This window comes from Pararoseomonas sp. SCSIO 73927 (assembly GCF_037040815.1).
GTDB lineage: Bacteria > Pseudomonadota > Alphaproteobacteria > Acetobacterales > Acetobacteraceae > Roseomonas.
In genome coordinates this window covers 4023339-4043386 of record NZ_CP146232.1, presented here as the reverse complement: position 1 = coordinate 4043386, position 20048 = coordinate 4023339, and the positions used below count along the sequence as shown (strand labels likewise).

The window sequence follows — 20048 nt, the reverse complement described above, 5'->3', positions numbered from 1 at the left end:
GCTGCCGGAACGGCGCGCGGGCAAGGCTGCTGGAACGGCGCGGCGACAGGCCCGTACCGGCAGGGCTACCGGGCCAGCAGCCCGGTTTGCCCGGCGCCCGGCGGCGGACTATTGGGCGAAGGGACAAACGAGGAGGGACACGGCATGGCTGGAACGGGTCAGGGCATGGAGGTCTCCCCGGTCCTCCGTCGCTTCATCGAGGATGAGGCCCTGCCGGGCACGGGCGTGGAGGCCGGCGCCTTCTGGGCCGCCATGGAAGCCACGCTGCGCGGCCTCGGCGCCCGCAACGCCGCCCTCCTCGCGGAGCGCGACGCGCTGCAGGCTCGGATCGACGCCTGGCACCGCGCCAACCCCGCCCGCCCCCTGGACCGCGCCGCCTACGAGGCCTTCCTGCGCGAGATCGGCTACCTGCTGGACCCGCCCGCCCCCTTCGCCGTGGAGACGGCGGATGTGGACGACGAGATCGCGCGCATGGCCGGGCCGCAGCTCGTCGTGCCCGTGAACAACGCCCGCTACGCGCTGAACGCGGCCAATGCGCGCTGGGGCAGCCTCTACGACGCGCTCTACGGCACGGACGCCATCCCGCAAGAAGGGCCGAAGACCCGGGGCTACGATCCCGCCCGCGGCGCGGCCGTGATCGCCCGCGCCCGCGCCGTGCTGGACGCCGCGGCGCCGCTGGAGAGCGGCAGCCACGCGGATGTCTCCGGCTACCGGATCGAGGCCGGCAAGCTGGCGGCCGTGACGGCCAGCGGCCGGACCACGGGGCTTAAGGACCCGGCGGGGTTCCGCGGCTACAACGGCACCGAGGCCGAGCCGACCGCCATTCTGCTGGCCCGCAACGGCCTGCACCTGGAGATCGTGATCGACCGCGGCCACCCGATCGGCCGCACGGACAAGGCGGGCGTCGCCGACCTGCTGCTGGAATCCGCGCTCTCCACCATCATGGACGCCGAGGATTCCGTCGCCGCCGTGGACGCGGACGACAAGGTGGTGGTCTACCGCAACTGGCTGGGCCTGATGCGCGGCGACCTCTCCGCCAGCTTCGACAAGGGCGGCGAGACGCTGGTGCGGCGGCTGAACCCGGACCGCACCTACAAGGCGGCGGACGGGAGCGAGATCGCGCTGCACGGCCGCTCCCTCATGCTGGTGCGCAACGTCGGCCACCACATGATGACGGACGCGGTGACGCTGGACGGCGCGGAGGTGCCGGAGACGGTGCTGGACGCCTACGTCACCAGCCTCATCGCCCTGCACGACCTGCGCGGCGGGCGGATGAACAGCCGCGCCGGCAGCGTGTACATCGTGAAGCCGAAAATGCACGGCCCGGCTGAGGTGGAGTGGGCCGTGGCGCTGTTCGGCGAGGTGGAGGCGGCACTCGGCCTTCCCGCGAACACGCTGAAGATGGGCATCATGGACGAGGAGCGGCGCACCACCGTCAACCTCGCCCGCTGCATCGAGGCGGCGAAATCCCGCGTGTTCTTCATCAACACCGGCTTCCTGGACCGCACGGGCGACGAGATCCACACCTCGATGGAGGCCGGCCCCGTCGTCCGCAAGAACGACATGCGCAAGGCCGCCTGGATCGGCGCCTACGAGGACAACAACGTCGATGTCGGCCTAGCCTGCGGGCTGCGCGGCCACGCCCAGATCGGCAAGGGCATGTGGGCGGCGCCGGACGCGATGGCGGCGATGCTGGAGCAGAAGGTGGGGCACCCGAAGTCGGGCGCCAGCACGGCCTGGGTCCCCTCCCCCACCGCCGCCACTCTGCACGCCCTGCACTACCACACGGTAGACGTGGCGGGGCGGCAGGCGGAGCTCGCTTCCGGCGGCGCCCGCGCGAAGCTCTCGGACCTGCTGACGGTCCCGCTGGCGGAGAACACGAATTTCGCGGACGCGGACATCCAGGCGGAGCTGGACAACAACGCCCAGGGTATCCTCGGCTACGTCGTCCGCTGGATCGACCAGGGGGTGGGCTGCTCCAAGGTGCCGGACATCCACGACGTGGGCCTGATGGAGGACCGCGCGACGCTCCGCATCTCCGCCCAGCACATCGCCAACTGGCTTCGCCACGGCATCGTCACGCGGGAGCGGGTGGAGGAGACCCTGCGCCGCATGGCGGCCGTGGTCGACGAGCAGAACGCCGGCGACCCGCTCTACACCCCGATGGCCCCGGGTTTCGGCGGCGTGGCTTTCCAAGCCGCCTGTGATCTCGTCTTCGAGGGGGCGGCCCAGCCTAACGGCTATACGGAGTTCGTGCTGCACCGCCGCCGCCGCGAGGCGAAGGCCGGCTAGGCACCGCCCCGCCTCATCGATTGCTGCAATGCGGAAGGCTTTCGGCCGTCATGGCCGGGAGCCCTCCGTCCTCTGACGCGCCCGCAGCGGGCCGCCGGGCCCGGGATAGATGGCGTAGATCAGGCGTAGCTTGATAGGAGAACCGCAGGCCCGGTCGGGCCGTATTTCGCTCAAAGGTTGCAGGGTGAGTACGCTGTCGCGATAAACTTGTGTTAACGGGCACTCAACGAGCACGCGGTTGTGTTTTTACGTCTAGATCACAACCTGTTTCACCTGATGGTGCAAATGAGACGTGGCGGCCGTTTATCCCGGCGGGTGCGCCGCGTCCCAGCAACCTTGGGAGACGCTCGTGAAAAGCATGCAGCCCGCCTTTCTTGCCGCGGCGGTCACCCTTCTGCCCGTGGTGGCCGGGGCTCAGCCCGTGTCGGGCCTCTACATCGCCGGCGGCGGCGGTGTGAACTGGACGCAGGAAAGCGATTTCCAGGCGAGCAACAGCGTCCCACGCGCCCAGTTCGGCAGCGGCTCCATCGACTTCGAGACGGGCTACGTCTTCGTTGGCAGCCTCGGCTGGGGCTTCGGGAATGGGCTGCGCGCCGAGATCGAGGGCAATGTCCGCCGCAATGACGTGGATAGCGGCCGCATGGGCTTCATCGCCCCGCCGAGGCGCACCACCGGCCACGTGCTGCAGTACGGCGTGATGGCGAACGTCTTCTACGACTTCGCCGCGCCGAGCTGGCCCGTGCAGCCCTATGTCGGGCTCGGTGCCGGCTATGGCTGGGTGAACTACCAGAACGTGCGGGTGCAGAGCGCGGCCGGGCCGCGCGTCGACGTCTTCGGCACGAGCGGCGATTTCGCCTACCAGGCCATCGGTGGCGTCGGCATCCCCATCCGGGCGGTGCCCGGGCTGAGCCTGACGGCGGAGTACCGCTTCTACGGCACGCTGGACCAGCAGGTGCCGTCCAACTACGTCCCGGCCGCCAATACCGTGGTGCGGCGGAAGACGGAGGTGGAGAACTACAACCACTCCATCATGCTCGGCCTGCGCTACGCCTTCAACCAGCCGCGCCCGGTCCCGGCCCCCGTGGCTGCGCCGGCCGCCGTGCAGCCCGCCGCCCCGTCCCGCACCTACCTCGTGTTCTTCGACTTCGATCGCGCCGATCTGACGGACCGCGCCCGCCAGATCATCGCGGACGCGGCCCAGGCCGCGTCCTCCACGGGCACGACCCGGATCGAGGTGGCCGGCCACGCCGACCGCTCCGGCACGCCGCAGTACAACCAGCGCCTCTCCATGCGCCGCGCCGAGGCCGTTGCCTCGGAGCTGAGCCGCCGGGGCATCCCGCGCTCCGCCATGTCCATCCAGGCCTTCGGCGAGAGCCGCCCCCTGGTGGCCACGGCCGACGGCGTGCGTGAGCCGCAGAACCGCCGCGTCGAGATCGTGCTGCGCTGAGCAGCCCGGTCGCTTCACGGGTGACAGGTTGGGGGCGGGACCGAAGGGTCCCGCCCCTTCTCTTATTCGGGCGGTGATGTCGAAGCCTCATCGGCGGTCAGGCCCGGAGCGAATCGCGTTCCCGCAACGCCGCGATCTCGGCGCGCAGCGCCGCCACCTCCTCCGCCACGGATTCCAGCGCGCCGGGCCCGATTCCGTAGCCTGTCGTCGCCTCCTCGCAGGGCTTTCCGGGCGGGCGGGCGGGGATACCCACCACCGTCACCCCGTCCGGCACGGGATCGACGCAGACCGCGTTCGCTCCCACCCGCGCGTTCCGCCCGATGCGGATCGGGCCCAGCACCTGCGCGCCGGCGCCGATCACCACGCCGCTCTCCAGCGTCGGGTGGCGCTTGCCCGGGCGCAGGGTCAGCCCGCCCAGCGTCACGCCGTGGTAGATCAGCACGTCGTCGCCGATCTCCGCCGTCTCGCCGATCACCACACCCATGCCGTGGTCGATGAAGAGCCGACGCCCGATCGTCGCGCCGGGATGGATCTCGATTCCCGTGAGGAAGCGGGAGAGGTGAGAGACGAGGCGGGCCGGAGCCCGGAAGCCCCCGCGCCAGAGGCGGTGCGCCATCCGGTGCCACAGCACCGCGTGCAGCCCGGCATAGCAGAGGAGCGACTCCGCGAAAGTCGGTCGCGCCGGATCGCGCGCCCGGATGGCCCGCGCGATCTCCAGCGCCTCCCCGATCACGAGAAGCCTCTCATGCCAGCCAGCCCGGCACGGGGAGCCCCTTCTCGCGAAGGAAGTCGGGGTTGAACAGTTTGGACTGGTAGCGCGCCCCGCCGTCGCAGAGCACGGTGACGACCGTGTGCCCCGGCCCGAGATCCTCGGCGACCCGGATCGCCGCCGCCACGTTCAGCCCCGCAGACCCGCCCACGCTCAGCCCCTCTTCGACGAGGAGGGAGAAGCACTGCTCCAGCGCCTCCGAGTCGGAGATCCGCACGGCGTCGTCGATCGGCGCGCCCTCCAGCACGGCGGGGACCTTGCTCGCCTGCCCGATCCCCTCGGTGATGGAATTGCCCTCGGCCGAGACGGTGCCGGTCTTCACCCAGGAATACAGGCCGGAGCCGTGCGGGTCCGCCAGCACGATCCGCACACCGGGATTACGCGCCTTCAGCGCGCGCGCCGTCCCGTGCAGCGTGCCGCCGGTACCGCAGGCGCAGGTGAAGGCGTCCACCTTCCCGCCCGTCTGCTCCCAGATCTCCGCGCCCGTCGTCGCCTCGTGCGCCGTCGCGTTCGCGGAGTTGCCGAACTGGTTGGCCCAGACCGCGCCCATCTCCTCCGCTAGCCGGCGGGAGTAGTTCACGTAGTGGTCGGGATCGGCCAACGGCTTCGGATCCACCAATCGCAGGTCCGCGCCGATCATGCGCAGGAAGTCCAGCTTCTCCCGGCTTTGCGTGCGCGGCACGACGATCACGGACTTCCAGCCTCGCGCGTTCGCGGCCAGCGCCAGCCCGATGCCGGTGTTCCCCGCCGTCCCCTCCACCACCGTTCCCGGCTGGAAAGGGGTGAGGAGGCCGCGGTCGACGGCCTCCCCCAGAATGCCGATGGCGGCGCGGTCCTTCACGCTGCCGCCGGGGTTCATGAACTCCGCCTTGCCCAGGATCTCGCACCCCGTCCTCTCGGAGGCGCGGCGGAGCCGGATAAGGGGCGTGTTTCCGACCGCGTCCCAGAAGTCAGTGGCGAGAATGGGCATGGTGGGTTCAGGTCCACTCCAGATGGTCAACCCAGCGCAGGTAGGGCTTCTCGGCCGTCCAGCCCTGGGGAAAGTGCTTCTTCGCATCCTCGTCCGAGAGGCTGGCGGCGACGATGACCTTGTCGCCCTTCTTCCAGTTCACGGGGGTGGCGACCTTGTGCTTGTCCGTCAGCTGCAGGCTGTCGATCACGCGCAGGATCTCGTCAAAGTTCCGCCCGGCGCTCGGCGGGTAGATCAGCATCAGGCGGATCTTCTTGCTCGGGTCGATCAGGAAGACGGTCCGGACCGTCACGGCCGCGTCGGCCTCGGGATGGATCATGCCGTAAAGGGTGGCGACGTTCCGGTCGTGGTCGGAGATCATCGGGAAGTTCACCGCAGTGCCCTGCGTCTCCTCGATGTCCGCGTTCCAGCCCTCGTGCCGGTCCAGCGTATCGACGGAGAGGCCGATCACCTTCACGCCGCGGCGGTCGAACTCGGGCTTCAGCTTGGCGGTGTAGCCCAGCTCCGTCGTGCAGACGGGCGTGTAGTCCTTCGGGTGGCTGAACAGCACGCCCCAGGAACTGCCGAGCCACTCGTGGAAGCGGATGCGGCCCTGGGTGGTGTCGGCCTCGAAGTCCGGGGCGGTCTGTCCGAGTTGAAGCGTCATACAGGCTTCCTCCGTAGAATTCTCAATTCCACAACGCTATCACGGCGTGAAAGAACCGGCCAAGGCGCCCCGCCCCGCTCCGTCTCACCCCGGATGTCGGGACCGCGAACCGGCCTTCCAAGGAGCCTGTCTCAACCGTAACGCGAGAGCCCGAGGTCGGAGACATCGATCTCCGGCGGCCGTCCGGAGACGATGTCGGCCAGCACCCGCCCCGATCCGCAGGCCATGGTCCAGCCCAGCGTGCCGTGGCCGGTGTTGGTGTAGAGGTTGGGCAGCCTCGTCCCCCCGATGATCGGCGTGCCGTCCGGCGTCATCGGCCGCAGCCCCGTCCAGAAGCGCGCCGCCGCGAGGTCCCCGCCCTCGGGGAAAAGGTCGCGCACGGAGTGCTCCAGCGTCTCCCGCCGCGGCCTGCGCAGACTGGTGGAGAAGCCGGCGATCTCCGCCGTGCCGCCGACCCGGATCCGGTCGCCCAGCCGGGTGATGGCGATCTTATAGGTCTCGTCCATCACGGTGGAGACGGGGGCGGCCTCCTCCTCCGTGACCGGCAGGGTCAGGGAGTAGCCCTTGATGGGATAGACGGGCAGGCGCAGCCCCAGCGGCCGCAGCACCGCCGGGGTGTGGCTGCCCAGCGCGGCGACGTAGGCATCGGCGGTGAAGTCGCCGTGGTCCGTCTCCACCGCCGCCACGCGCCCGCCCTCGCAGTGAATGGAGGCGACGCCGACGCCGAGGCGGAAGTCCACGCCCTTGCCGCGCGCGAGCTCCGCCAGGCGCTGGGTGAAGAGGAAGGCGTCCCCCGTCTCGTCCTGCGGCAGGCGCAGTCCGCCGACGAACTTGCCCTGCACCCGCGCGAGCGCCGGCTCCGCCGCGATGCAGCCCGCCGGGTCCAGCAGTTCCCAGGGCACGCCGTACCCGTCCAGCACGGCGGTGTCGCCGCCCACGTGGTCCAGCTGCTTCTGCGTGCGGAAAAGCTGCACCGTGCCGCGCGCGCGGTGGTCGAACTCGATGCCTGTCTCGGCGCGCAACTCGGCCAGCGCGACGCGGCTGTACTCGGCCACGCGCACCATCCGGCCCTTGTTGCGGCGATAGGCGCGCTCCGTGCAGTTCGCGGCCATCCGGGCGAGCCAGGAGAGCATGTCCCAGTCCGGGCGCGGCCAGAGGACGAAGGGGCGGTGGTGCATCAGCAGCCACTTCACCGCCTTCATCGGCACCCCCGGCCCCGCCCAGGGCGAGGAGTAGCCGTAGGAGAGCTGCCCCGCATTCGCGAAGCTCGTCTCCTTCCCCGCGCCGTCCTGGCGGTCGATGACCGTCACCTCGTGCCCGGCCTTCGCCAAGTACCAGGCGGTGGTGACGCCGATGACGCCGCTTCCGAGAACGAGGACCCTCACGCGCGACTCCCGTCCGATGCCTGACCCGACGATGCGGCCTCCCGAGCCCCGGGCAAAGGGGGCGGATCAGCCCTTGGGCGCGGCGGGGGCGGGCTTGCCGCTCGTCCCGCCGGAGGGCGCGCCTCCAGCTGCTCCGGAAGGCGCGCGCCCGGTTCCGCCGCCCTCCTCGCCGGGGCGCGCGACCGTGACCTGCCGGCCGTCGCCGCTGAAGCTCATCACCGTCACCAGGCCGTTCCCGTCCGTCGCGCGGCAGGTGGCGCGGTGCCAGGTCAGGCCATCCGCCGTCATGCTGATCTGGCAGGTGCCCCGCACCGTCTTCGCCGCGGTGCGCCCATCGATGGAGGTGTGCATCCGGCTCAGCTCCAGCGTGTACTCCTCCCGCACGGGCTGGGTGTCGCCGTTGCCCTGGAAGCCGATGGTGCTGGTGGGCGTGGACTGGACGGAGATCAGCACCGCCCCGTTGCGGTGGTGCACGTAGACGAGCCCGCTGCTGCAGGGTTGCGACTGGCCGCCGGACGAGAGCTCGCACCGACCCGGCGCGCCGATGACGAGCCGTGGCAGCTCCGCCGCCTGGCCCGGCCGCGTGCCGGGCGCCACACCCGGGACCGGGGCCGCACGGGATGTATCGGGCGGCGCGGTCTGCGCCAGCGCGGCCACGGGCAGAGCAAGGCCGGCGATCAGGGCGGTCAGGGTCGGGCGCATCCTGGTCTCTCCTCCGATTACGGACAGAGCAAACAAGGGCGTGGCGCGGGCCGGATGGAACCGGCCCACGGCTCACGCCCCCGTGCGATCGATAACAAGGGCTTGTGGAGCGAGGATACCGGTCCCGCCGCGCCCCGCGCCCGGTCATGATCGGGAAAAGGGACGAGGAAACGAGAATGGCGAGGATCACGGGCAGCCTCGGCGGGAACACGCTGAACGGCACGCGTGGGGATGACCTGATCGAGGGCCATGGCCCCCTCGCCGCGCCGGCCGCTGCCCCCGTCTTCACCACGATCGCCACGGGGTTAGGCCCGGCGGTCTTTGCCACCGCGGCGCCGGGCGATGCCGGGCAGCTCTACGTCCTGGACCGGACCGGCGTGATCCGCGTGGTGGACACCGCGACCGGGGCGGTGCGGGCCACGCCCTTCCTCGACATGAGCGCGGAGGTCTCCACGGCCGGGGAACAGGGCCTGCTCGGCATGGCCTTCCATCCGGACTTCGGAACCAACGGCCGGTTCTACGTCTTCTTCTCCCGTCGGGACGGCGAGAGCCAGGTGCGGGAGTACACGATCGATCCCGCGGACCCGGACACGGTGCCCACCGGCACGGCGCGCGAGGTCCTGACGATCCCCCAGCCCGGCAACTTCAACAACCACAAGGGCGGCTGGATGGGCTTCGGCCCGGACGGGATGCTGCATATCGCCACGGGCGACGGCGGCGGCGCCAACGACCCGACCGGCGGAGGGCAGGACCGGAGCGACCTGCGCGGGTCCATTCTCCGCATCGACGTGAACGGGGACGACTTTCCCGGCGACCCGGCGCGCAACTACGCCATTCCCGCGGACAATCCTTTCGCGGGCGGCGGTGGCGCGCCCGAGGTCTGGGCCTACGGCCTTCGCAACCCCTACCGTGCCAGCTTCGACATCGGCACCGGGGAGCTGTGGATCGGCGATGTCGGTCAGGACGCCTTCGAGGAGGTCAACATCGGGGCGCCCGGGGCCAATTTCGGCTGGAACACCTATGAGGGCGGCGCGGGCCCGGCCGAGGGGTTCACCTTCCCCGTCCACTCCTACGACCATTCGGCCGATGACCGCTCCATCATCGGCGGTTATGTCAGCCGCGGGCCGGAGACGGGGCTTTACGGCCAATACCTCTTCGGTGACTTCGTCAGCACGCGCTTCTGGACCCTGGCGGACACGGACGGGGACGGCGACCTGGACCGGCGGGAGATCGACGACGGCGGCGCCGTGGCCCGCCAGGCCCTCGTCTCCTTCGCCGAGGACGGGGACGGCTCCCTCTTCGCCGTCGGCATCGACGGCACCCTGACCCGGATCTCCACGGGCGCGCCGGCCGGCACGGTGGACGGGGTGGACCGGGACGCGGCGGACCGGATCGCCTCAGGCGGCGGGAACGACCGGGTCTTCGCCGGGGCAGGCGACGACCGCGCGGCCGGCGGCAACGGCGACGACCTTCTCTCCGGCATGGAGGGGAACGACACCCTCGCCGGCGGCGCGGGAGACGACCTGCTGATCGGCGGCGCCGGCGCGGACCGGCTGGACGGGGGCGAGGGCGCGGACCACCTGCTCGGCGGCGCGGGGGCGGACCGGCTGCTCGGCGGCGCCGGTGACGACGTGCTGGCCGGCGGGGCGGGAACGGACGCGATGACAGGCGGTGCCGGGGCCGACCGCTTCCGCTGGACCACCCCGTCCGACAGCCCGCGCGGCAGCCCGATCGACCGCGTGACCGACTTCAACGGCGCGGAGGGTGACCGTATGGACCTCTCCGCCCTGGCGGATGGGCGCCTCGCCTTCATCGGCGGGGCCGGCTTCGCCGCCTCGGGCCCGCAGGTCCGGGTGCTGGAGCTGGACGAGGCCTGGCGGGTCGAGGTGTCCGTCGATGGCGGGCCGGCGGACCTTGTCCTACTGGTCGCCAGCGCCGCGCCGCTGACCGCGGCGGATTTCATCCTGTAGCGATTCCGCGGCCGGCCTTGGTGCCGCCCGGGCGCCGGATGTAGCGGGAGCTGGGCGCCCCGCGCGGGCGCCGGGCTCCGCCCGTCGTCAGGCCGCGATCTCGGCCGCGCTGTGGTTCACGGCCGAGGCGGGGTGCAGGATGGGCAGCCCGTCCGGGTCGGCGAATTCCAGGTAGCCAGGGTCGAAGGGTGTGATGCTGCCCTGGTCCAGTGCCGCTTCTAGATTGCCGAGGAAGGCCGCCACGTCGTCGGTCCGCAGTTCCTGCAGTACGGCCGGATGGAAGCGCCACCACTCCAGCGCCAACAGCCGCTCCACGATCGCCTCCGGGAAGCGCAGGCGGATAACCCTGGCCGGGACGCCGCCGACGATCGCGAAAGGCGGCACATCCTTGGTCACGACCGACCCGCCGGCGATCACCGCGCCGTGGCCGATGCTGATCCCCTGCCGCAGCAGGACGTCCCCGGCGATCCAGACGTCGTGGCCGATGTTCAGGCTGTTCTTGGCGCCGCGGAAGCGGAAGGCGCGGGCGGTCTCGATCGGCCGGCCGTGGTCCTCATACGCGGCGACGACGGCCGGGTGCCCGGTCGGGCGGTAGGTGAACGGGGATGTCGTCACCCACTCGTGCGGGTGGTCGGCCCCCATGACCGTGACTCCGCCCGCGATGGAGCAGTAGCGCCCGAGATTGGCGAAAGCCTTGAAGGGCGAATGCGAGTAGGAGAAGGCCCCGGCGCTGGCCGGGAGGACGTTGCCGGAGAAGATCTCCGAGTACCCCTCCAGGCGGGCGCCGCGGGCCACGATGAGGCTGGAACCCAGGCGGAAGCGTCGTGGCCCCGCCTTCTCCGTGAAGATGCGGGCCTTATCGAAGAGGCGAAGCAGTTCTTCCGTGACGATCAAGCACGCCTCCTCAAGGGTCACGGCGCGTGCCGCTCTCAGCCACCTTCGCTCATATTGAGGTTAAGTAGTTGTAGCAATTAGGTTTTTATTCCCGCACAGGTTGTGCCGCGTGCCACGGGTACATTCCACCCCGGACTTCCGCGGTCGCACCGGGCCTTCTCCAGCGCGCCGTTCGTTGCGGCGGCAGGTTATCGCGCGTCGCCTTGCCGACCGGTAAACGGCCACGCGAACAAGCGAAGGTCACAGGAGATTTTGTGGGGAACCGGCGGACGGCGAGGACTGGTAGCGGGAACCGGACTTGAACCGGTGACCCCAGCATTATGAGTGCTGTGCTCTAACCAGCTGAGCTACCCCGCCAGAGCGCCGTCCGCCGGGAGCCGCGAATTAGGCCGCCGGCGCTTCCGCGTCAACCGTTGCGGCGCGGCCGGCGCGGATGAAGCCGCCGCCCAGGACGCGGTCGCCGTCGTACAGCACGCAGCCCTGGCCGGGGGCGGAGATCACCGGGACATCGGGCGTGACGATCAGCCCTGCGAGCGCCGGATCCCAGCGCGCCGTCACGGGCTGCGGCACCTCGCGGGCGCGGAACTTCGCCTCCGCACGGAAGGCGGCTTCCGGCGGGTCGATGAGCCAGTTCACCTCGGCGACCGGCACCTCCGCCACGGGGATCGCGCGGGCCGGAGCCACCACCACGCGACGGCGCGCAGGGTCCAGTGCCGCCACCCGCATCCCGGGATCACGGGAGAGGCCGAGGCCCCGCCCCTGCCCCACCGTGTAGCGCGCCACTCCCTCGTGCCGGCCGAGGACGCGGCCCGATTCGTCCACGATCTCGCCCGCCTCCGCCGCCTCCGGGCGGAGCTTCGCCACCAGCTCGTGGTAGCGCCCCTCGGGCACGAAGCAGATGTCCTGGCTGTCCGGCTTCTCCGCCACGGCCAAGCCCAGCCGCGCGGCCTCCCGCCTGACTGAAGCCTTGTCCGGCATGTCGCCGAGCGGAAAGCGGGAGAAGGCCAGCTGCTCCCGCGTGGTCGCGAAGAGAAAGTACGACTGGTCCCGCGCCGGATCGGCCGCCCGGTGCAGCTCGGGGCCGCCCGGCCCCTCCGCCCGGCGGGCGTAGTGGCCGGTCGCCAGCGCCTCGCAGCCCAGTTCACGGGCCAGGGCGACGAGGTCCTGGAACTTTACCGTCTGGTTGCAGCGCACGCAGGGGATGGGCGTCTCGCCGCGGGCGTAGCTGTCGGCGAAATCGGCGATCACGGCGTCGCGGAAGCGGCTCTCCCGGTCCAGCACGTAGTGGGGGATGCCCAGGCGGTCGGCCACGTCGCGCGCGTCGTGAATGTCCTGGCCCGCGCAGCAGGCCCCTTTCCTTTGCACCGCCGCGCCGTGATCGTAGAGCTGGAGCGTGGCGCCGATGACCTCGTGGCCCTGCTCCGCCAGCAGCCCGGCCACGACCGAGCTGTCCACGCCGCCGGACATGGCGACCATCACTCTCATGAGGCGTTCAGCCCCATCTGCCAGAAATCGGCTTCCAGCCGAGACGCCTCCGCGAAGACCCGCGTGAGCGCCGCGATCCGCGCCGCCCCGCCATGCGTCTCGCCGAGCGCGTCCAGCCGGGCTGCCGCGCCCGCGGCAACGGCCTGGTACTCGGCGCCCGCGTACTGGACGATCCAGTTCTCATAAGGGTTCCCATCCCGCACCCGGCCGGGATGCGCCTCGATCCGCCGCGCCACCTCGCCGTAGCCGACGGTGCAGGGCGCCAACGCCACCTCAAGGTCCAGGATGTCGCCGCGGAAGCCCTGGTCCATGACCCACCGGGTGTAGCCCACCGTCTCCGGCGCCTCCGCCTCGGCCAGCACGGCGGCCTCGTCCAGGCCCCATTCCCGGCAGTAGACGAGGTGCAGCTTCGTCTCGTCCAGGATGGCCTGCACCACCCGGCCCTTCTCGCGCATCGCCTCCAGGCTCTCGGCCTTCACCACGGCCAGGGCCTGGGCGCGCGCGAACTGCACGAGGAAAAGGTAGTCCTGCACGAGGTAGTGGCGGAAGGCCGCCAGCGGCAGCGTGCCGTCCGCCAACCCCTGGACGAAGGGGTGCCAGCAATAGGCATCCCACTCCCGCGCCGCCCCGGTGCGCAGGGCGCGGAACAGCCCGCCCTCGCGGCCGTAGGGCGCGTCCATCGCGCTCAGCCCGCGTTGCGGCTGCCGGCGGGCAGCTTCACCACCAGCCCGTCCAGCTTGTCCGTCATGATGAGCTGGCAGCCCAGGCGGGAGGTCTCCTGCAGGTCGAAGGCGAGGTCGAGCATGTCCTCCTCGTCCTCGGTCGGGCTCTCCAGGCGCTCGAACCAGCTCTCGTCCACGATGACGTGGCAGGTGGAGCAGGCGAGGCTGCCCTCACAGGCGCCCTCGATGTCCACCCCATGCTTGTGCGCGATTTCCAGCACCGAGAGACCCATCGGCGCATCCACCTCGCGGCGCGTGCCGTCCCGCTCGACGAAGGTCATCTTCGGCATCGATCTCTCCTCAAGCGCCCGGCCCTACTCGGCGGCCGCGCGGCGCAGCCCATGCCAGGCGCGCGCCAGCTCGGCCGCCGCCCGGTCCACTTCGGCGGGCGAGGTAAAGCGGCCGATGCCGATCCGCAAGGTCGAACGCGCCTCCGCCTCCGGCAGGCCCAGCGCCCTGAGCACGTAGGAGGGCTCGATGCTGGCCGAGGAGCAGGCGCTGCCGGTGGAGACACAGACGCCCGGCGCCGCCCGCATCAACTCCTGCGCGTCCACCCCGCCGGGCAGGGTGACGTTAATGTTGCCGGCCACCCGGCTCTCCATGCTGCCGTTCACCTGCAGTCCCGGGACCTCAGCGCCGAGCGCGGCCAGGAAGCGCTCCCGCTGCTGGCGGAACCGCCCCTCGTCCAGCGCCATCTCCAGTCGGGCAATCCGCGCCGCCTCCCCGAAGCCCACTACCAGCGGCGCGGGCAAGGTGCCGGAGCGCATTCCCCGCTCCTGCCCGCCGCCCGAGAACAGCGGCACAAGCCGGACCCGCGGCCGCCGGCGGACGTAGAGGGCGCCGATCCCCTTGGGCCCGTAAATCTTGTGGGCGGAGAGGGAGAGGAGGTCGATGCCCATCCCCTCCACGTCCAGCGGGATCCGCCCGGCGGCCTGGGCCGCGTCCGTGTGGAACAGCGCGCCCGCCGCCTTCGACATCGCCGCCAGGGCACCGATGTCCTGCACCACTCCGATCTCGTTGTTCACGGCCATGACGCTGACCAGTAGCGTCGGCGTCTCCAGCGCCCGCCGCAGCGCCTCCGGGTCCAGCAGCCCGTCGGGACGCACCGGCAGGAAAACGGGCTCGAAGCCCTCCGCCGAGAGGTCCCGCACGCTCTCCAGCACGCATTTGTGCTCGGTCGCCACGGTGATCACGCGGCGCCGGTCCGTTCCCTGCCCCGCGGCGAAGCGTGCGGCGCCCTTGATCGCCAGGTTGTTCGATTCGGTGGCACCGGAGGTGAGGACCAGTTCCCGCGGCTCCGCCCCGATCAGCGCGGCCACATGGGCGCGCGCCTCCTCCACCGCCGCCTCGGCCTCCCGGCCCATCGCGTGCTCGATGCTGGCGGGGTTGGAGAAGTTCGCCTCCCACCACGGCCGCATGGCCGCCAGCACCCGCGGGTCGCAGGGCGTGGTGGCGTGGTTGTCCAGGTAGGCCTGGCGGTTGGCGGCGTCCCTCATCCCGGAAAGATGGGGGATCGATGGCCGGGAGGGGAGATGCCGCGACGCGCATCCGCCGCGCGTCCAGGTCAGTCCGCCAGGTTATCCACGTCGCCAGCCCCGGCGATCACCCCCCGCCCGCGCCCCGCAGCCGCGCCCGCATGGCGGCGTGGGCCGCGAGGAACCGTTCCGCCGCGTCCTCCGGCGCGTTCCAGGGCAGCGAGACCCGGATCGCCGAGCCCGCCAGCCTCTCCAGCCCCATCGCCGCGAGCACGGGGCTGCGCGCCACCTTGCCGGAGGAGCAGGCCGCCCCGGCGGAGACCCGCACCCCCGCCAGGTCCAGCGCGATCACCTGCGTCTCGGAACTCGCCCCAGGCAGCGCCACGCAGCTCGTGTTCGGCAGGCGCGGCGCGCCGGCGCCCGCCACGGGCAGGCCCAGCCCGGCCTCGATCGCGTCGCGGATGCGGCCGAGCCGGAGGGCCGCCGCGGGGTCGGCCGCCTCGGCGGCGGCACCCAGTCCGGCGATGGCCGGCAACGCCTCCGTGCCGCCCCGCCGCCCCCTCTCCTGCCCGCCGCCTGCCACCAGCGGCGCCAGCTCCAGCCCGGGCCGCAGGATCAGCGCCCCCGCGCCCTTCGGCCCGCCCATCTTGTGGCCGGAGACCGCCATCGTCTCGGCCCCCAGCGCCGCGGCGTCCAGCGGCACGCGCCCGGCGGCCTGGACCGCGTCCAGGTGCAGCAGCGCGCCGTGCCGGCGGCAGATCGCCGCCGCCTCCGCCACGGGGTGGATCACCCCCGTCTCGTTGTTCGCCACCATGAGCAGGACCAGGGCGGGCCCGCCGGCCGCCAGGGCCGCCTCGAGTGCGGCGAGGTCGAGGGTCCCGTCCGCCAGCACCGGCAGCGGCGCCGCGCCCTCCTCCGGGCCCCAGGCCGCGCGCAGCACCGCCGGGTGCTCCGTAGCGCCGGCGAGGACGCGCCGCCCGCGGCGGAGCGACGCGACCGCCAGCGCGCTCGCCTCCGTCCCGCCGGAGGTGAAAACCACGTCCCGGGGCGAGGCCCCGAACCGGGCCGCCACCCGCGCCCGCGCCGCTTCCAGCACCCGCCGCGCTGCCCGCCCGTCCGCGTGGACGGAGGAGGGATTGCCCGGCAGCTCCATGGCGGCGATCGCGGCCTCCCGCGCCTCCGGGCGCAGCGGCTCGGTGGCGTTGGCGTCAAGGTAGAGGCTCACCCGCCCGCTCCGGCGCCGCCCCCGGCCGCACCCCCGCCCCCGCCCCCGCCTCCAGCGGCAGGCGCCGGAGGCACGGGCACGGCCCGGCCGAGGGTGCGGCCATCCACCACGTCCTGCAGCGTGATGGCGGAGAGGAAGAGGCGCACCTGCTCCCCCAGCTCGCGCCAGAGGCCGCGCTGCTCCGGCGGCACGCCCGGCGCCTCCACTGCTTCCGGCGCGCCGGCAATGGTGTCCTCCACCGCGTCCACGACCTCGGCCACCGTGATCTCGCCCGCCGGGCGCGCCAGGCGGTAGCCGCCCCCGGGGCCGCGGGCGGACCGCACCAGCCCCGCGCGCCGCAGCCGCCCGAAGAGCTGCTCGAGATAGGCCAGGGAGAGCATCTGCGACTGCGCCACCTCGGCCAGCGTCACCGGCGCGCCGCTCCCCTCCACGCCGCGGCGGGCCATCTCCGTCAGCGCCATGACGGCGTAGCGGCCGCGGGTGGAGAGCCGCATCTCAGCGCCGCCCGGCCATGCGCCGCCAGCGCCCCGCCCGGGGTGCATCCCGAGGGCCGAGGCTGCCGCCAGGGGCAGCCATGCGCGCTGAAACGTGAGGCCATGCCATGATTTGGTTATGATTCTCGCGGGGCGCTGCCTATATTGGACCGGTCCCGCAGACCGAAAGGCCGCGCGGGTCGCATGGCGTCCCCGGAGCCCGGTTGGAGGTCGCGGCCGTTGCGAAGGACCCCTTCGCACGGGCCGGTGCCTGCCGCCTAGCGCATCCCGGCCCGGTTTCCGTCCGGCGGAACGGGATCCGTCCGAGTCCTTTACGGGCCCGGACGGATCCCGTTCCGCCGGGGCGGGGTGCCTGCGTCGATGAAACAGGCGGGGCGGTTCCTTGGCGGCGGTGCCGACGGGGCCCGGCCCACCCAGAAGAACGCCCTACGGGGCGGAAGGTGATGATGCCCGAGGTGATGTTCGCCGGTCCAGACGGCCGGCTCGAGGGTCGCTACCACCACGCCAAGCAGCCCAATGCTCCGACTGCCCTGGTCCTGCACCCGCACCCGCTGCACGGCGGCACGATGAACAACCGGGTGGTCCACGCGCTCTACGAGCGTTACCGCGCCATGGGCTTCTCCACGCTGCGCTTCAATTTTCGCGGCGTCGGCAAGTCCCAGGGCCGCTACGATGGCGGGATCGGCGAGATCTCCGACGCCACCGCCGCGCTCGACTTCCTCCAGGCCGTGAACCCGCAGGCCTCCATGCTCTGGGTCGCCGGCTACTCCTTCGGCGCCTATGTCGGCATGCAGGTGCTGATGCGCCGGCCGGAGATGGGCGGCTTCGTCTCCATCGCGGCGCCCGCCAGCCACTACGATTTCGGCTTCCTGGCCCCCTGCCCCTGCTCCGGCCTCATCCTGCACGGCGAGGCGGACGAGCTGGTGCCGGAGCCCTCGGTGCGGAAGCTGGTGGACAAGCTGAACACCCAGAAGGGCATCAAGATCGACTACCGGACCATGCCCGGCGCCGGCCACGTCTTCACGCCGGAGCAGACCGAGAAGGTGGCGGACGCCACGCAGGACCACGTGATGACTGTGCTGAACCGCGCGCGCATGGCCATGGCGGCGGATTGATCCACCGCTTTTCCGAAAGCAGGGGGCGGCACCCGCAGGGATGCCGCCCTTTTTCTTACGCGTAGGCCGGCACCCGGCGCCCACCCGTGAGGGGACGCGGCGCCCCGGTGGTCCCGGGGAAGGTCAGCGGCAGGTTCCGGGCGACGCGGGCTGCCAGCACGCCGAAGGCCTGGGCCTCCAGCGCGTCCCCGTCCCAGCCCGCCACCTCCACCGGGCGCACCGGCGCCTCCAGCATGGAGGCGAGCGCCTTCATCAGCGCGGGGTTCCGCCGCCCGCCGCCCGCCACCAGCCACTGAACGGGCGGGTCCGGGAAGTGCCGGGCCGCGGCGCCGACGCAGACGGCGCAGAAGGCGGCCAGCGTCGCCGCGCCGTCGGCCGGAGAGAGCGCGCCGGCGCCCGCCTCGCGCAGCGCGGCGTCGAAATCCAGCCGGTCCAGGGATTTGGGCGGCGGCGCGGCGAGGTAGGGGTGGGCCATCAGCCGCCCCAGCACCGCCCCGTCCGGCGTGCCGGCGAGGGCCAAGTGCCCGTCCCGGTCGTAGTCGGCGCCGAGGGAGCGGCGGGCCCAGTCGTCCAGCGGCCCGTTAGCCGGGCCCGTGTCGAAGGCGACGAGCTCGCCCTCCGGCCCGATCCAGGTCACGTTGCCCACCCCGCCGAGGTTCAGCACGGCCACGGGCTTCGGCAGCGCCTCCGCCAGCACGCGGTGGAACACCGGCACCAGCGGCGCCCCCTGCCCGCCGGCCGCGACATCGGCGGAGCGGAAGTCGTGCACCACCTCCACCCCCGTCAGCCGGGCCAGCAGGGCGGCGTCGCCGATCTGCCAGGTGTGGCCGGGCTGCCCGGGCGCCTTGGACGGGCGGTGAAGGATGGTCTGCCCGTGGAAGCCGACGAGGTCGGCCGGGCGGTTCAGCTTCGCCACGGCCTGGGCGTGGATCTCTGTCAGGCGTCGGGCGGCCTCCAACACGGCGGGATCGGCCAGCCGGCCCTCGTCGTGCAGGGCGGGGGCGGCGTCCAGCAGCGCCCGCAGCTCCCGCCTGAGACTGGAGGGATAGGGGATGGTCACGGAGGGGCCGATGCGCCCGATCCGCTCCCCGTCCGTCTCGACATAGGCAGCGTCCACCCCGTCCAGCGAGGTTCCGCTCATCAGCCCGATGGTTCGCAGCATCCGGCACTTGTGCTACGGCCCGCGCGCTTTGCAAGGGCCTTGAGTGATACGCCGATGAACGAGTTCCTGCACCTCGCCCGCGAGCGGGGCTACATCCACCAGGTGACGGACGAGGCGGCGCTGACCGCCCGGATGCAGCAGGGCGTGCTTCCGGCCTATTGCGGCTTCGACTGCACGGCGGACAGCCTGCATGTCGGCCATCTCCTGCCGATCATGCTGTTGCGCCTGCTGCAACGCTGCGGCCACAAGCCCGTGGCGCTGCTGGGTGGTGGCACGACGAAGATCGGCGACCCCTCCTTCCGGGACACGCAGCGCCCGCTGCTGGATGATGCCCAGATCGAGGTGAACAAGGCCGGCATCCGCCGCAGCTTCGACGCCTTCCTCCGCTTCGGGGACAGCGCCGGCGACGCGATCATGCTGGACAACGCGGCCTGGCTGGACGGGCTGGCCTACATCCCCTTCCTGCGCGAGGTCGGGCGGCACTTCAGCGTGAACCGGATGCTGACGCTGGACAGCGTGCGGACGCGGCTGGAGCGGGAGCAGGCCTTCTCCTTCCTCGAGTTCAACTACATGCTTCTCCAGTCCTACGACTTCCTGGAGCTGCGCCGGCGCCACGGGGTGGGGCTGCAGCTCGGCGGCAGCGACCAGTGGGGCAACATCATCATGGGCGTGGAGCTGAACCGCCGCGCCGACGCCGCCGAGGTCTTCGGCGCGACCACCGTGCTGCTGACCACCGCCTCCGGCGCCAAGATGGGCAAGACCGCCTCCGGCGCGGTCTGGCTGAACCCCGAGCGCCTCTCGCCCTACGACTACTGGCAGTTCTGGCGGAACACGGAGGACGCGGATGTCGGCCGCTTCCTCCGCCTCTTCACGGACATGCCGATCGCCGAATGCGAGCGCCTGGGCGCCCTGCAGGGTGCCGAGATCAACGACGCGAAGAAGGTCCTGGCGACCGAAGCGACGGCCCTGCTGCACGGCCGCGCGGCGGCCGACGCGGCGGCGGAGACCGCCCGCGCCACCTTCGAGGCCGGGCAGGCCGCCGAGACCCTGCCGACCATCACCGCCGCCCTGCCCGCCGGCCTGCTGGACCTGGCGGTGGCCGCGGGGCTGGCCGCCAGCAAGGGCGAGGCGCGGCGCCTCGTGGGCCAGTCCGGGCTGCGGCTGAACGACGAGGCGGTGACGGACATCGCCCGCGAGGTGACGGCGGAGGACCTGCGCGACGGGGCGGCGAAGCTCTCCGCCGGGCGCAAGCGCCACGTCCTCGTGCGCCCAGGCTGAGGGGAGCGGGCTGAGCC

Annotated in this window: 18 protein-coding genes and 1 tRNA gene; 5 read left to right on the top strand and 14 right to left on the bottom strand. The window is 72.1% G+C overall.

What is annotated here, in order from left to right:
• The first annotated feature begins 144 nt into the window (after positions 1 to 144).
• Positions 145 to 2292 (top strand): malate synthase G, encoded by a 2148-nt coding sequence (locus VQH23_RS19070; RefSeq protein WP_338662303.1) that lies wholly within the window; start codon positions 145 to 147, stop codon positions 2290 to 2292.
• A 358-nt stretch (positions 2293 to 2650) separates the two neighbouring features.
• The gene (locus VQH23_RS19065; protein ID WP_338666131.1) at positions 2651 to 3739 is read left to right on the top strand and encodes an OmpA family protein; all 1089 of its coding nucleotides are present in this window, start codon (positions 2651 to 2653) and stop codon (positions 3737 to 3739) included.
• A gap of 97 nt (positions 3740 to 3836) precedes the next feature.
• Here the strand turns inward: VQH23_RS19065 and cysE are convergent, their stop codons facing one another.
• The 5 genes from cysE to VQH23_RS19040 form a co-directional block, all read right to left on the bottom strand.
• Positions 3837 to 4472 carry a serine O-acetyltransferase gene (gene cysE, locus VQH23_RS19060; protein WP_338662302.1) on the bottom strand — a complete coding sequence of 212 codons (636 nt, stop codon included), beginning with the start codon at positions 4470 to 4472 and terminating at the stop codon, positions 3837 to 3839.
• 10 nt (positions 4473 to 4482) lie between these two features.
• Positions 4483 to 5478 (bottom strand): cysteine synthase A, encoded by a 996-nt coding sequence (locus tag VQH23_RS19055; protein ID WP_338662301.1) that lies wholly within the window; start codon positions 5476 to 5478, stop codon positions 4483 to 4485.
• Positions 5479 to 5485: 7 nt separating this feature from the next.
• Complete coding sequence (locus VQH23_RS19050) at positions 5486 to 6124, bottom strand: peroxiredoxin (RefSeq protein ID WP_338662300.1); 639 nt, start codon at positions 6122 to 6124, stop codon at positions 5486 to 5488.
• Between the two features lie 131 nt (positions 6125 to 6255).
• Complete coding sequence (locus tag VQH23_RS19045; RefSeq protein ID WP_338662299.1) at positions 6256 to 7509, bottom strand: D-amino acid dehydrogenase; 1254 nt, start codon at positions 7507 to 7509, stop codon at positions 6256 to 6258.
• A 66-nt stretch (positions 7510 to 7575) separates the two neighbouring features.
• The gene (locus VQH23_RS19040) at positions 7576 to 8211 is read right to left on the bottom strand and encodes a hypothetical protein (protein WP_338662298.1); all 636 of its coding nucleotides are present in this window, start codon (positions 8209 to 8211) and stop codon (positions 7576 to 7578) included.
• A gap of 176 nt (positions 8212 to 8387) precedes the next feature.
• Between VQH23_RS19040 and VQH23_RS19035 the strand changes: the two genes are divergently transcribed.
• Complete coding sequence (locus tag VQH23_RS19035) at positions 8388 to 10181, top strand: PQQ-dependent sugar dehydrogenase (protein WP_338662297.1); 1794 nt, start codon at positions 8388 to 8390, stop codon at positions 10179 to 10181.
• A gap of 87 nt (positions 10182 to 10268) precedes the next feature.
• Here the strand turns inward: VQH23_RS19035 and VQH23_RS19030 are convergent, their stop codons facing one another.
• The 8 genes from VQH23_RS19030 to VQH23_RS18995 form a co-directional block, all read right to left on the bottom strand.
• Positions 10269 to 11075 (bottom strand): CatB-related O-acetyltransferase, encoded by an 807-nt coding sequence (locus VQH23_RS19030; protein WP_338662296.1) that lies wholly within the window; start codon positions 11073 to 11075, stop codon positions 10269 to 10271.
• A 280-nt stretch (positions 11076 to 11355) separates the two neighbouring features.
• Positions 11356 to 11432 (bottom strand) — tRNA-Met (locus tag VQH23_RS19025).
• 27 nt (positions 11433 to 11459) lie between these two features.
• Complete coding sequence (gene mnmA, locus VQH23_RS19020) at positions 11460 to 12560, bottom strand: tRNA 2-thiouridine(34) synthase MnmA (protein ID WP_338662295.1); 1101 nt, start codon at positions 12558 to 12560, stop codon at positions 11460 to 11462.
• Positions 12557 to 13240, bottom strand: a complete 684-nt coding sequence (gene tenA / locus VQH23_RS19015) for a thiaminase II (protein WP_338662294.1) — start codon at positions 13238 to 13240, stop codon at positions 12557 to 12559. Before tenA ends, mnmA begins: the two co-directional genes overlap by 4 nt.
• A gap of 5 nt (positions 13241 to 13245) precedes the next feature.
• Entirely contained in the window at positions 13246 to 13572 is a 327-nt protein-coding gene (locus tag VQH23_RS19010; protein ID WP_338662293.1) for a ferredoxin family 2Fe-2S iron-sulfur cluster binding protein, read from the bottom strand.
• A gap of 24 nt (positions 13573 to 13596) precedes the next feature.
• Positions 13597 to 14778 carry an aminotransferase class V-fold PLP-dependent enzyme gene (locus VQH23_RS19005; RefSeq protein WP_338662292.1) on the bottom strand — a complete coding sequence of 394 codons (1182 nt, stop codon included), beginning with the start codon at positions 14776 to 14778 and terminating at the stop codon, positions 13597 to 13599.
• A gap of 106 nt (positions 14779 to 14884) precedes the next feature.
• A complete protein-coding gene (locus VQH23_RS19000; RefSeq protein ID WP_338662291.1) occupies positions 14885 to 15982 on the bottom strand; it encodes an aminotransferase class V-fold PLP-dependent enzyme in 1098 nt (365 codons plus the stop codon).
• Entirely contained in the window at positions 15979 to 16476 is a 498-nt protein-coding gene (locus tag VQH23_RS18995) for an Rrf2 family transcriptional regulator (protein WP_338662290.1), read from the bottom strand. The genes VQH23_RS19000 and VQH23_RS18995 overlap by 4 nt, the downstream gene beginning before the upstream one ends.
• A 446-nt stretch (positions 16477 to 16922) precedes the next feature.
• Here VQH23_RS18995 and VQH23_RS18990 point away from each other — a divergent pair, with 446 nt between their 5' ends.
• Complete coding sequence (locus tag VQH23_RS18990; protein WP_338662289.1) at positions 16923 to 17591, top strand: alpha/beta hydrolase; 669 nt, start codon at positions 16923 to 16925, stop codon at positions 17589 to 17591.
• A 55-nt stretch (positions 17592 to 17646) separates the two neighbouring features.
• On the opposite strand, the gene VQH23_RS18985 is transcribed toward VQH23_RS18990, so the two are convergent.
• A complete protein-coding gene (locus tag VQH23_RS18985) occupies positions 17647 to 18750 on the bottom strand; it encodes an anhydro-N-acetylmuramic acid kinase (RefSeq protein WP_338666130.1) in 1104 nt (367 codons plus the stop codon).
• A gap of 57 nt (positions 18751 to 18807) precedes the next feature.
• Here VQH23_RS18985 and tyrS point away from each other — a divergent pair, with 57 nt between their 5' ends.
• Positions 18808 to 20031 carry a tyrosine--tRNA ligase gene (gene tyrS / locus VQH23_RS18980; protein ID WP_338666129.1) on the top strand — a complete coding sequence of 408 codons (1224 nt, stop codon included), beginning with the start codon at positions 18808 to 18810 and terminating at the stop codon, positions 20029 to 20031.
• Positions 20032 to 20048 lie beyond the last annotated feature (17 nt).

Excerpts from the sequence above, each read along its gene's own strand:
- VQH23_RS19010 (WP_338662293.1), bottom strand. The coding sequence starts at position 13,572 with ATGCCGAAGATGACCTTCGTCGAGCGGGACGGCACGCGCCGCGAGGTG.
- VQH23_RS19035 (WP_338662297.1), top strand. The coding sequence starts at position 8,388 with ATGGCGAGGATCACGGGCAGCCTCGGCGGGAACACGCTGAACGGCACG.
- VQH23_RS18995 (WP_338662290.1), bottom strand. The coding sequence starts at position 16,476 with ATGCGGCTCTCCACCCGCGGCCGCTACGCCGTCATGGCGCTGACGGAG.
- tenA (WP_338662294.1), bottom strand. The coding sequence starts at position 13,240 with ATGGACGCGCCCTACGGCCGCGAGGGCGGGCTGTTCCGCGCCCTGCGC.
- mnmA (WP_338662295.1), bottom strand. The coding sequence starts at position 12,560 with ATGAGAGTGATGGTCGCCATGTCCGGCGGCGTGGACAGCTCGGTCGTG.
- VQH23_RS19005 (WP_338662292.1), bottom strand. The coding sequence starts at position 14,778 with ATGAGGGACGCCGCCAACCGCCAGGCCTACCTGGACAACCACGCCACC.
- VQH23_RS19055 (WP_338662301.1), bottom strand. The coding sequence starts at position 5,478 with ATGCCCATTCTCGCCACTGACTTCTGGGACGCGGTCGGAAACACGCCC.
- VQH23_RS19070 (WP_338662303.1), top strand. The coding sequence starts at position 145 with ATGGCTGGAACGGGTCAGGGCATGGAGGTCTCCCCGGTCCTCCGTCGC.
- tyrS (WP_338666129.1), top strand. The coding sequence starts at position 18,808 with ATGAACGAGTTCCTGCACCTCGCCCGCGAGCGGGGCTACATCCACCAG.
- VQH23_RS19040 (WP_338662298.1), bottom strand. The coding sequence starts at position 8,211 with ATGCGCCCGACCCTGACCGCCCTGATCGCCGGCCTTGCTCTGCCCGTG.
- VQH23_RS19050 (WP_338662300.1), bottom strand. The coding sequence starts at position 6,124 with ATGACGCTTCAACTCGGACAGACCGCCCCGGACTTCGAGGCCGACACC.
- VQH23_RS18990 (WP_338662289.1), top strand. The coding sequence starts at position 16,923 with ATGCCCGAGGTGATGTTCGCCGGTCCAGACGGCCGGCTCGAGGGTCGC.
- VQH23_RS19065 (WP_338666131.1), top strand. The coding sequence starts at position 2,651 with ATGCAGCCCGCCTTTCTTGCCGCGGCGGTCACCCTTCTGCCCGTGGTG.